Origin of the sequence: Marisediminitalea aggregata (assembly GCF_900129565.1) — a bacterium.
GTDB classification, from domain to species: Bacteria; Pseudomonadota; Gammaproteobacteria; order Enterobacterales; family Alteromonadaceae; genus Alteromonas; species Alteromonas aggregata.
In genome coordinates this window covers 1-11,453 of record NZ_FQWD01000003.1, presented here as the reverse complement: position 1 = coordinate 11,453, position 11,453 = coordinate 1, and the positions used below count along the sequence as shown (strand labels likewise).

14 protein-coding genes are annotated in these 11,453 nt (G+C 46.5%); 8 read left to right on the top strand and 6 right to left on the bottom strand.

Going from position 1 to position 11,453, the window contains the following annotated elements:
* Window positions 1-23: 23 nt before the first annotated feature.
* The 5 genes from BUB81_RS08105 (at window position 24) to BUB81_RS08085 (ending at window position 3,326) form a co-directional block, all read left to right on the top strand.
* Entirely contained in the window at window positions 24-524 is a 501-nt protein-coding gene (locus tag BUB81_RS08105) for a VC2046/SO_2500 family protein (RefSeq protein ID WP_073321182.1), read from the top strand.
* A 128-nt stretch (window positions 525-652) separates the two neighbouring features.
* Window positions 653-1,306 (top strand): Crp/Fnr family transcriptional regulator, encoded by a 654-nt coding sequence (locus tag BUB81_RS08100; protein WP_175555787.1) that lies wholly within the window; start codon window positions 653-655, stop codon window positions 1,304-1,306.
* Between the two features lie 97 nt (window positions 1,307-1,403).
* Complete coding sequence (locus tag BUB81_RS08095) at window positions 1,404-1,943, top strand: Mpo1 family 2-hydroxy fatty acid dioxygenase (RefSeq protein WP_073321176.1); 540 nt, start codon at window positions 1,404-1,406, stop codon at window positions 1,941-1,943.
* A gap of 83 nt (window positions 1,944-2,026) precedes the next feature.
* Window positions 2,027-3,016 carry an oxygen-dependent tRNA uridine(34) hydroxylase TrhO gene (gene trhO, locus BUB81_RS08090; protein WP_073321173.1) on the top strand — a complete coding sequence of 330 codons (990 nt, stop codon included), beginning with the start codon at window positions 2,027-2,029 and terminating at the stop codon, window positions 3,014-3,016.
* 67 nt (window positions 3,017-3,083) lie between these two features.
* Window positions 3,084-3,326: an EF-hand domain-containing protein gene (locus BUB81_RS08085; protein WP_073321170.1), complete on the top strand. Its 243-nt coding sequence runs from the start codon at window positions 3,084-3,086 to the stop codon at window positions 3,324-3,326.
* A gap of 39 nt (window positions 3,327-3,365) precedes the next feature.
* Here BUB81_RS08085 and BUB81_RS08080 read toward each other — a convergent pair whose 3' ends face one another.
* The 4 genes from BUB81_RS08080 to BUB81_RS08065 all read right to left on the bottom strand — a co-directional run bounded on the left by BUB81_RS08080 (window position 3,366) and on the right by BUB81_RS08065 (window position 7,104).
* The gene (locus BUB81_RS08080) at window positions 3,366-4,220 is read right to left on the bottom strand and encodes an alpha/beta hydrolase (protein ID WP_073321167.1); all 855 of its coding nucleotides are present in this window, start codon (window positions 4,218-4,220) and stop codon (window positions 3,366-3,368) included.
* A gap of 19 nt (window positions 4,221-4,239) precedes the next feature.
* Window positions 4,240-5,589, bottom strand: a complete 1,350-nt coding sequence (locus tag BUB81_RS08075; RefSeq protein ID WP_073321165.1) for a DEAD/DEAH box helicase — start codon at window positions 5,587-5,589, stop codon at window positions 4,240-4,242.
* A 147-nt stretch (window positions 5,590-5,736) separates the two neighbouring features.
* Complete coding sequence (locus tag BUB81_RS08070; RefSeq protein ID WP_073321162.1) at window positions 5,737-6,396, bottom strand: CoA transferase subunit B; 660 nt, start codon at window positions 6,394-6,396, stop codon at window positions 5,737-5,739.
* A gap of 9 nt (window positions 6,397-6,405) precedes the next feature.
* Entirely contained in the window at window positions 6,406-7,104 is a 699-nt protein-coding gene (locus BUB81_RS08065) for a CoA transferase subunit A (RefSeq protein WP_073321159.1), read from the bottom strand.
* Between the two features lie 101 nt (window positions 7,105-7,205).
* Between BUB81_RS08065 and BUB81_RS08060 the strand changes: the two genes are divergently transcribed.
* Window positions 7,206-8,105 (top strand): LysR family transcriptional regulator, encoded by a 900-nt coding sequence (locus tag BUB81_RS08060; RefSeq protein ID WP_073321156.1) that lies wholly within the window; start codon window positions 7,206-7,208, stop codon window positions 8,103-8,105.
* A gap of 1 nt (window position 8,106) precedes the next feature.
* On the opposite strand, the gene BUB81_RS08055 is transcribed toward BUB81_RS08060, so the two are convergent.
* A complete protein-coding gene (locus BUB81_RS08055; RefSeq protein WP_073321153.1) occupies window positions 8,107-8,868 on the bottom strand; it encodes a hypothetical protein in 762 nt (253 codons plus the stop codon).
* Between the two features lie 65 nt (window positions 8,869-8,933).
* Window positions 8,934-9,635, bottom strand: coding sequence for a sensor histidine kinase (locus tag BUB81_RS08050; protein ID WP_073321150.1), 702 nt, complete (start codon window positions 9,633-9,635; stop codon window positions 8,934-8,936).
* A gap of 173 nt (window positions 9,636-9,808) precedes the next feature.
* On the opposite strand from BUB81_RS08050, the gene cysB reads away from it, so the two are divergent.
* Window positions 9,809-10,783 (top strand): HTH-type transcriptional regulator CysB, encoded by a 975-nt coding sequence (gene cysB / locus BUB81_RS08045; protein ID WP_073321147.1) that lies wholly within the window; start codon window positions 9,809-9,811, stop codon window positions 10,781-10,783.
* A gap of 272 nt (window positions 10,784-11,055) precedes the next feature.
* Window positions 11,056-11,355, top strand: a complete 300-nt coding sequence (locus BUB81_RS08040; protein WP_073321144.1) for a hypothetical protein — start codon at window positions 11,056-11,058, stop codon at window positions 11,353-11,355.
* Window positions 11,356-11,453 lie beyond the last annotated feature (98 nt).

The window sequence follows — 11,453 nt, the reverse complement described above, 5'->3', positions numbered from 1 at the left end:
GTCTTTAATACATAAGAATCATTTTGCAAACACAAGCTGCCAGTAAACCCTCAGAGATAGCGCAAAGAGCGCAACGGGAGTCCAGCATTAACGTTGCGCTGCATGGCAATGCAGATGCGTTTAAGCTCACGCTCTCACTGTTTGATGGCGGCAGACCAGCGTTAATTAACTGGCAGCACGAGCCGCCGGTTATCGACGAGCATTTTCCACAGCGATTGAATCATTACCGGCGACCTGCAACACAATGCTCAGAAGCCGCACTTAATACCTACTTACGCTGGCAACAATCTGTGAGCAAAGCACCAAGCACGCAGGCTATCCAGTTTTGGCAGGCAATGCATCCTGATCCGCTGAATTTTACCGATAACCCCAAACAATTACCGGTGGACGTTAAGATTAACTGTGCGTACGGCACACAGTTGCAACTGCACAATGAAATACAGTCCGCTATTGTAATGGAAGCAGAGGAAGCTCCTACGTTGCTCGCAGATACCATTCCAGCGTCACAGCAATTAATTCAGTAGCCTAATTCAGAACTGTACAATGCATGCCCGACTTGGCATGATTCCACAACCTCAACCTTGGTAAATTGTTAACGTACGCTGTGTCTTCAGTTCTATCAAATAATGCTCATGCCTACCCGGAATTGCTTTTGTCATCCTGGTTTTGTTCACTTACTGAATCGCAGCAGCAGTGTTTGTTGTCGGCAAGCCGACCGGTTGATCTGGTCGCTCGGGAGTATTTGTTTCATCGCGGCGATACCTTTAACGGGCTATTTGTGTTGCTAACCGGTTCGCTCTGGATCAGTGGCCTGGATTCTGCCGGAAAAGAAATTGGGCTGACTGTGATTAAGCCGGGCGAGTGGTTTGGTGAGATTGCTTTATTTGATGGTCAGCAACGAACCCATGACGTACTGGCCAGTGAGCCTTGCAGGCTGTTACAAATACCGGCCAACAAGCTAAACAGCCTTATCGCAGCGGATTCTGAGTGGTGGCCCCGTTTTGGGCGGTTGCTTACTGCCAAAGTCAGATTACTGTTTCAAAATATCGAAGATCGCAGTCAACCCAGTGCCGCCGTGCGAGTTACAAGAAAGCTGTACGAATTTGTTCTAAGAGCGACTGAGAGCAGCGCGCGTATTGACATAGAGATGGGGCAGGAGCAGTTTGGTCAACTGGTGTCTTTGTCGCGCCAGAAAACTAATCAGCAATTGAAATACCTTGAATCTCAACAAGTCATCGCACTTGAGTACGGCAAAATTAGTATTATCTCCATATCGAAACTAAAGAGATTTGCTCAAATCTCTTAAATTCTTTGCTATTTCCTTCGATTGTCACCTTGGTGACAGTCTGTTAGAACTCCAACCATTAACATGTAATGAATTTGTTAATGGTTGTGGAGTCCACATGAAGACATTAGAGCAGCACCTTATTCAATACGCCCGATACCATCGCGACAAACGCAACATTCTGACGCACTTTGCAGGTATTCCCTTAATTGTATTCGCTGTACTCGCGCTTACCAGTTTGCCTCAGTGGCAACTTAGTATGCCCATAGTTGGCAATACCATAGTTACACCAGCAATGGTGATTTGGGCATTGTCCAACGTGTTTTATTTGAAACTCGATCGCATGCTGGGTGTTGCTATGACCGTGTTTACCGGGTTGTTATTGCTCGCTGCCCACTATGTCGCAACATTTGGGACGGCAGAATGGTTGTTGGTGTCTGTCGGCACGTTTGTGTTTGGTTGGTTGTTGCAGTTTATAGGTCACTATTATGAAGGTAAAAAACCCGCATTTGTAGATGACCTGGTCGGGCTGGTAATTGGTCCGTTGTTTGTAATGGCCGAGTGGTGTTTTGCATTGGGTTTCAAAAAGTCACTGCAGGCCCGTATAAACAGTGAAGCTGGCATTGTTCGCATAAATGGTAAATCTAACCCGGCATAACCTTTAAACTTGTAGGGATTTTTGCTATTCTCCGCGCCGCATTTTTGCTCTGGTTTTACGTTCCAATTCGCAAAGGTTAAAACATGAATCAATTTGTTGTATGCGCGCTATACAAATTCGTGGCGCTTGAAGATTATAAAGCTATTCGCCAACCGTTACTGGAAGCCATGGAATCAAATGGCATTAAAGGTACGTTGTTACTTGCCAGTGAAGGGATCAACGGCACGGTATCCGGCACTCAGGAAGGCATTGATGCCTTGTTAGCGTGGCTAAATAGCGATGACCGCTTAGATCCCATTTCTTTCAAACTGTCGTATCACGACAACCAGCCGTTTTACCGCACTAAAGTAAAACTCAAAAAAGAAATCGTGACCATGGGGGTTGAAGGTATCGACCCACGCAAAACGGTAGGTACCTACGTTAAGCCGAAAGACTGGAACGCGCTGATCAGCGACCCGGATGTCCTGTTAATCGATACCCGTAACGATTACGAAATCGAAATTGGTACGTTTGAGCACGCAGTGAATCCCAACACCAAGACATTTCGTGAATTCCCGGAGTATGTGAAGAACAACCTGGACCCGAAAAAGAACAAGAAAGTCGCCATGTTCTGTACCGGTGGCATTCGCTGTGAAAAGTCCACAGCGTATTTAAAAGAGCAAGGTTTCGAGGAAGTGTATCACCTTGAAGGCGGTATCCTGCAATACCTGGAAGATGTGCCTAAAGAAGACACGCTGTGGAAAGGTGACTGCTTTGTGTTTGATAATCGCGTGGCGGTTAATCACGACCTGGAAAAGAGTGAATACGACCAGTGTTACGCATGTCGTTTGCCAATCACAGACGAAGATAAAGCCAGTGATAAATATGAGCAGGGCGTAAGTTGTCCGCAGTGTTATGGTACGCATACGGAAGAGCAGATTGCCCGTTTCCGTGAGCGCGAGAAGCAAATTAATCTGGCACGTGCCCGTAACGAAGAACATGTGGGTACTAAAGCTCGTGACGTTATGGAAGCGCGTCGGAAAGCTAAGGCTGAAGAGCAGCGTGCCAGAGCTTTGCAGGCACAAGAAAAGTAGTTAACATAGACAATGTGAGTGGGTAGGGTTACACTGCCCGCATTGGGAAAAACAGAAGGGAAAGGCAGTGTCTACTGAATTAACACCCGAAAAAGTCGCCGAAATTCAAAAAGATTTTAGCTTTTTCGATCGTGATGGAAATGGCCAAATCGATATGAAAGAGTTTATTGAATTGCTTACCGTGATCTCGCCAAAAACCAAGGCCAGTCACGTGGAAGAGGGCTTTAAACTGATTGATACCAACGACGATGGCTTCATTGATTTTGAAGAATTTTTGTCTTGGTGGCAGGAGTGTTGGTGGGAGTACTAATAAGTACTTTCTACTAAACAGCCATACTTAAAACCGCAGTTAACTGCGTTTTTTTTGTATCTGTTTAAGAAAGGCGTCGACTTGCGCCGTGTAGGCTTCGTCTTTACCCAATAATACGTTGATATCTCGGTGTGACAGTTTCTTTGTTAGTATATCTACGTCGCTGCCAAATGACTCGACACGTAGCTTAAATTGCGATGCCTGATCACAGGCCTCATCGGGTCGCTTTTCAGAGCACACCAGCAGCAATGGCGGTATTTTTCCCGCTAAGACGTGAAGGGGAGAGACAGCCTGCCAGAACGCAGGGTCTTCACCAAAGGCATGTTTGTATAGCCGGGGCGTGTCTGTGGCGCGCATAACTTTAACTACGTCGTAAACGGCTGAGTCGAGTGCGATGGAGCCTAGCCAGGGATAGGCAATTTTTGAATCCAGCAGGCCAGCGGAGGCCTGGGCGTTAACCAGCGCAACAAGATGCGCTCCTGCAGAATGGCCCATTAAAATTACCTGAGCAGGATCGCCACCCCAAGAAGCGGCGTTAGCCTGTACAAATTGAATGGCTGACACAATGTCCTGTACCTGAGTAAGTAAATCAGCAGCAGGCAGCATACGGTAATTCAGCGACGTGAAAACGTAACCGTTATTGACCCAGTGCGCCACCTTGTGTTTCACAACGCCACGATTATCTTTGTCGCCGAAGCGCCAGGCTCCACCATGGACCATAACAATAACAGGGGCGCCCTCGGTGGCTGTCGGCGCGTACACGTCGAGTGTTTGCGCTGGGTCATTGCCATAGGCCAGGTCGTGAAATTCATTGTTCGCCAATGCGTTAGTGGCAGAGCACGCGGTAATTGTTACGCACAGCAGTTTAGAGAGCTTATCCAGTAGTGGGCGCATAACAACTTCCTTAGCTTAGTTATTCTTCACTGTCATCCGAGTCGAGTAATTCCTGAGAAGGCGTCGCTTTTCGGCGCATTGGCATATCACCAATGTCCTCGCCCTGCATGGCGCGTACGCGTTTAGCGGGTTTATTGCTCTTGGCTTTCTCGTTAGCTGCTTTCGCCTTACCTGAACCACTTTTGGCTTTAGGCTTAGCGACTTTAGGCTTCTTGCCGCTGAACGTCGCAGGCAGCTCTGGGTGAGGTTGCGGTGCGATATCGTAGCTCAACTGCTGAGTAAGCAAGGTATAGGTTTGCCAGTCCCGTTTACCCACAAACGACACCGCAGTCCCTTTGTTTCCAGCCCGGCCAGTACGGCCGATGCGGTGAATGTATTCTTCGGGTTGTTTGGGGAGATCGTAGTTGATCACCAAACCAACTTTAGATAGATCCAAACCACGGGATGCAACATCTGTGGTAACCAACACGTCGAACTGACCACGTCCAAAATCGTTCATGGTTAATGAACGTTTAGACTGAGCATAATCACCACGCAGGGCACGGAATGTTCGCCCTGGCACCAGTTCTGCCATGGCCGTTGCGATACGCTCTGCGTCGTCGCGCGTAGCGGTAAATACGATTGCCTGATTGTACTCTAACTGCTGTAGCTGGTTAGCTAACATGGCGTCTTTGTGATCCGGGCCATCAGCGAAGTACAGGCTTTGGGTAATTTCAGTATGCTGGGCATTCGCGTTGCCAATGGCGACGCGAACCGGTGACTTCAACAACCTGTCGAGTAAATGATTCAGTTCGATATGGTCAAGCGTCGCTGAGAACAGCATGGTCTGGCGCTTACGGTGATCGGCTAATTGATTAATCAGAGTTAACGCTTTGGCAAACCCTAAATCCAGCATACGGTCAGCTTCATCAAATACCAGCATTTCCAAACCGTTGATGAAAAAGCTTTTGTCTTCCAAATGATCAGCAATACGGCCGGGTGTGCCAACAATGATGTGCGGGTTACGGCGCAGTGCTTTGGTTTGGTCGTTGTAATTGTCGCCGCCTACAACCAGCGTGGTCGCCAGGTTTTTCTTTTGGCACAGCCATTTGGCTTCGGAAAATACCTGTTTGGCTAATTCGCGGGTTGGCGCAAGAATAATCACACGCGGGTCCTGTTTGCTCAACGCTTTCTGAGTTAACAGTCGGTGCACGATGGGCACTAAAAACGCCAGTGTTTTGCCCGAACCCGTTTTCGACGAGGCCATAATGTCTTTACCCAACAGGGCAGGCAGAATAGTTTGTTCCTGCACATCAGTCAGCTCAGTAAAGCCTTTATCCTGAAGACGGGTGATAATGGTATGGTTAACGGGTAAATCGGTAATTAACAAAACAGGGCTCCGCAATAAGATCGCGCTTATTATCCCTGATTAACCCATAGAGTAAAGCGAAAGCGGGAAGAGTAGGCCATAAAGCAAAAGACAAGGGCAGCGGGACACGACGCCCGCCGCCAAATGGCCAGGAGGCCGCAAAGGGAATTAAGCGAATTGCATTTCCGGAATGTCGCCTTCGGCAACCAGTTTACCTGCTGTTTTCTCGCGAATTTCTTCAACAGATACGCCGGGTGCGCGCTCGCGTAAATGGAAGGCACCGTCTTTGACTTCCAGAACTGCTAAGTCGGTAATAATGCGCGTAATACAGTTCACACCGGTTAACGGCAGTGTGCATTCCTGCAGCAGTTTAGAGTTACCGTGTTTGTCGGCGTGAGTCATGGTAACGATAATGTTTTTAGCACCCGCTACCAGGTCCATTGCACCACCCATGCCTTTGATAAGTTTGCCGGGAATCATCCACGAGGCAATATTACCGTTTACGTCTACTTCAAACGCACCCAGTACCGTGAAGTCAACGTGGCCGCCGCGTATCATGGCGAAACTCTCGGCTGAGCTAAAGATGGACGCGCCGGTAATGGCGGTCACAGTCTCTTTACCTGCGTTGATCATGTCTGCGTCGAGCTGTTCTTCGGTAGGGTAAGGACCCATACCCAGCAATCCGTTTTCAGACTGAAGCATGACACTGATGCCGTCTGGTACATAGTTAGCGGCCAGGGTAGGAATACCAATACCCAGGTTTACGTAGTTGCCGTCCTGAAATTCCTGGGCCACACGCATTGCGATTTGATCTCTGGTTAATGCCATGACTGCCTCCTATTTAGCCGTTACGCGACGTTCGATACGTTTTTCAAACGTACCCTGAATAACGCGATCTACGTAGATGCCGGGTGTGTGAATATGCGCTGGATCCAGTGTGCCGGGTTCAACAATTTCTTCTACTTCAACCACCGTGATTTTTCCGGCAGTCGCCGCCATTGGGTTAAAGTTTTGTGCAGTATGACGATAAACACAGTTGCCATAACGGTCTGCTTTCCAGGCTTTAACAATAGCAAAATCACCGGTAATCGACTCTTCCAGAATATACGGGCGACCGTTAAATTCTTTTACTTCTTTACCTTCACCAACCGGCGTGCCGTAACCGGTCGCGGTATAAAACGCCGGGATACCCGCGCCGCCTGCGCGCATTTTCTCGGCCAGCGTCCCTTGCGGGGTTAATTCAACTTCCAGCTCGCCATTTAACAGCTGTTGTTCAAACAAGGCATTCTCACCTACATAAGAAGAGACCATTTTTTTGATTTGCTTGTCTTCCAGCAGAATACCCAGACCAAAGCCGTCTACACCGCAGTTGTTTGATACAACGGTCAGGCCTTTCGTGCCCATTTTTTTAATCTGTGCAATAAGTCCTTCCGGGATACCACACAGGCCAAAGCCTCCGGCAATCACGGTCATGTCGTCAGACAATCCCTGCATTGCTTCTTCGTAACTGGATACGACTTTATCGAAACCAGACATAGCACGCTCTCCTAAATGTTGTGAACGCAAGTAGTATCAAACAGCGTTAAAATTTTGTAAAATCGAATTTATATCAGTATTGATAAATAAAAGTTATTAATATGAGTGTGTCTTACCGAAATATGCAAGCGTTTGTGTGTGTGGCTGAGTCGGCAACGTTCGCCGAAGCCGCTGAGAAACTGTTTTTAACCCAGCCGGCGCTGTCCAGTGCTATTAAGAAGATGGAAGAGCAGCTGGGCGGCCAGTTATTCAGCCGCACAACGCGACGGGTACAGCTAACACCTGAAGGTGAAACCTTGTTGCCGCAAGCCAAACGTTTATTGCATGACTGGGACGATGCCATTGATGGCGTTCAGCATTTATTTGCGATGTCGCAGGGCAGGTTAGTGGTGGCTGCCATGCCGTCGTTTGCCGAGTCTAAACTGCCGCCCATATTGATGCGGTTTCATCAGGACTATCCCAATATTCGATTGCGAATACTGGATGTCATTATGGAAGAAACGATTGACGCGGTGCGTTCTGGTCGCGCAGAACTGGGCTTTTGTTTCGAGCCTGAGGTGATGGACAATCTGGAATTCGTTCCACTGTTTACCGATAACTTTGTCGCAGTTATGCAGGCTGACCATCCGCTGGGAACGCACAAACGTATTCGCTGGGAAGACCTGGTGAGCAAACCTTTTATTGCGCTTAATAAAGGCTCAAGTGTAAGACAGTGGACCGAGGAAACCGCAAGTCAGTTTGGTTCATTGCAAATAGTGGCAGAAACCGGGCAGTATGGCTCTGTTGGGCAATTAATCGCACAAGGGCTGGGGATATCCGTTGTCCCTTCACTGTGCCTTGAGCAAATGTTGCGAAAAGGATTGGTTTGCCGGGAAATAGAAAACAACCCGTTGGTGAAACGAGTTGGTGTTATTCGTGCGTCCAGAGGTGTTACGTCAAAAGCATCGCAAACCTTGTGGCAACAGGTTTGCGAAAAAAGTGTGATTAAAAGCGGCGCTTAAATTACCACTTCTTCTTAGGTGCAAAGAGTTCGTCGAGCTCGTCGCGCTCTTGTTCTTTCTTCTTGGCGCGGTCTTGTGCGTTGACGTTTTTCAGGTTTTCCTGAATCTCTTGTAATTGCTGTTTCAGCCAGTCTAAACGGGTTTGGCAAAACTCGTCGGGTTGAACCTGGTTTTCCAGCGCCGTTACGGCCTTCTCAAAATACTGACGGGCAGAACCAAGCATATTGGTTTGCTGTGCGGCACGCCCTCTACGTATAAGCGTTTCCACGTTTACTTTTAACTGCAAGCGCTCTAGCTGCTTGTCTTGCTCCATAAAGGTATTGCCATCGATTTTACCTTTGCTTCGCTCCGAACGAATCATAATGCGCAGTTTTTTCACTGCCTGAATATACTGAATGATCATTTTGTCAGTTTCAGGCAATGTGAACTGGTTTTGTTTGTCGGGATCGACATCGATAGATTTCAGTCGAGCGTCTATGTCCTGAATATTTTGTTTTAAGTCGGGTGAGCCTGGATTGAGTTCCAGAGTTACCTGAAGAGCACGTTGAATACGTTGCAACAAGATTCTAATCAGACCTTGTGAGATTGGCATCTGAGACGTGGCCATTAATACGTTTTCTGTTTCGTCGATAATGGTGCGCTGCTTGGCAATTTCGGCGCGACGCTCGGCATCCATTTTCGCTTTATATTGCTGATAAGCGTTAACCACGATCGCGATGATCACCAATACTACGATCAGAATAATTATTATTATGGCGGTCATTCAGTTGTTCCTGTCATGCTCTGTATTGTTTCGTCCTGACTATTTGATTCTATATCGGCCAATCTTTAAGGTATTTTAACTTCAAACACACTGCCGCCGAGTGAACCACCGTTCGACAGCGAGATTTTGCCGTGCTTACCGTTGCGAACGTGTGCGCTGGCAATTAAATGCGCAAAGTATAAACCGAGCCCGGTACGGCCTTGCGTTACATTAAAATCAGATGGTTTTGCATCGTCTTTTACCAGCATAAAGTCCGGGTAGCCATTGCCATCGTCTTCGACTTTAATAACAAGGTTCTCATCATCTTGTAGCGCCGATACCTTTATTCTAGACGTACCATACCGTAATGCATTGATTAATACATCATTTACTAATAAGTATACTAGGTCTGCGTCGAGGTACCACGCGAGGTCTTCACAACAGTCCACTTCAATGTCGATGTGTTTTTGTGAGGCGTATAACTGGTTAGCACTAATAATATCGTCAATTAAATCATTCACAAAGCTTTGATCGATTAAGACGGGCAGTGAATTGCGATTCGCACGATACAACGACAATATTTGTACCAGCCCTGTGTTCATTCGACTTGCTTCGTAATGCAAATCTACGATTTGCTGTTTTGTTTCCTGCATGTCATCAGGCAACGAGCTGGCAATTTGTTCAACAGACTGTACCAACAAATTCAAAGAGTTTTTCATATCGTGCACGGCTGCTGCCAATACCGTTGAAAAATCAATTTGGTTATCTTGTTCGTTGGCGCTTGTCATTTTGGCTACTTCCAATTATTGTCAGACTTGCTTATGCTAGTATCTATCATAATTGTAAATATTTCCTCTATTTTTGCATAAGCCGTTGACCAGACACAGATTGCTTGGTGTTTGGCAGGGAGCAGTTGGCTTAACATATCTGGCAGCTTGTCAGCACATGGCGTAGACACACAATGAAATTACAACAACTAAGATACATTGTTGAAGTACAAAACAATAACCTGAACGTATCAGCCACCGCTGAAAGCTTATTTACTTCACAACCCGGTATCAGCAAGCAGGTTCGTATGCTGGAAGACGAGTTAGGGGTTCAGATATTTGGCCGAAGTGGCAAACATTTGACTCATGTGACCGATGCCGGTAATGAAGTCATTAATATAGCGCGTGAGATTTTAGCGAAAGTTGAAAGTATCAAAGCCGTTGCCAGAGAGCATAACCTGCCTGACCAGGGTAAGTTAAATATTGCCACAACGCATACTCAGGCGCGCTATGCGTTGCCAGATGTTATAAAGGGCTTTATGAACAAATACCCTAAAGTGTCGTTGCATATGCATCAGGGAACGCCGTCTCAAATTAGTGATTTGGCTGCCAAAGGCGAAGCGGACTTTGCAATAGCCACTGAATCATTGCATTTGTATAACGACCTGGTGATGTTGCCGTGTTATCACTGGAATCGCAGTGTAATAGTGAATAAAGATCATCCGTTGGCGAAAAAGGGCTCTATTACTATTGAAGACGTAGCGCAGTACCCATTAGTTACGTATGTATTCGGATTTACCGGGCGTTCAGAGCTGGACCATGCCTTTGAGCGGGCAGGGCTTACACCAAAAATTGTGTTTACGGCCACTGACGCCGATGTTATTAAAACCTATGTAAGATTAGGTGTAGGTATTGGTGTTATTGCCTCAATGGCTGTGAGTGAAGAACTTGACGCCGATTTGGTAAAAATCGATGCCAGTCACATGTTCGACTACAGCACCACTAAAATCGGTTTCAGAAAAGGTTCTTTCCTGCGCAGTTACATGTTTGATTTCATCGAACGCTTCGCCCCACATTTGACTAAAGACAAAGTCGAAAAGGCCATGATGCTGAAGAACAATGATGAAGTAGAAAAGATGTTTAAAGGTCATACGCTGCCAGTAAAATGATTGTTCTCTAAACAGAAAATAAAAAAGCCCGGTTTTACCGGGCTTTTTGTTCTGAGCAGTAAATGTATGGAGATAAAATTGTCGAAAAAAATAACTACCCAAAGCAGTGTATTTCACACAATTAAAACCAGCTTGCCCCAATATGGAATGAAACAAGGTGTTGTATTGAAAGGACTTCGTGGACTATTATGACTGAATTATATACACCAAATTGGTGTAAGTTTTTACACCATTTGGAAAGATATTAAATTGTTATGTTTCATGGTAACTAAATGAGAAATTTTGGTCGAATGGCGCTCAAAACTTCCGTAGCCGGGTGGGTAATTGGAATTACATTCACTTTTGTATCTTGGGAATTCGCCACACCGAATGCTGAAAATACTTTGCATGAGTTGCCGCCTTACATTGCTTTGTCAGCATTCCCAATATCTATAATTGCCGTAGTAATAGGGGGTGTTGCTTTAATTAAAGGGCACAGTCGTATACAAGCTACTGCAAGCATATTATTGGCTGTACCACTTTCCACATTTATTGGTTTAATGTATTGGGTAGCTCTGCACGGCGGCGTGTAAAACATAACAAACCAAGCAAGCGGGACAATTACACGTGGGCTCCCGTCACTTCGTTCCGTATTATAGCCCACGTGTAATTGCCCCTTCTTGGGGTGTTA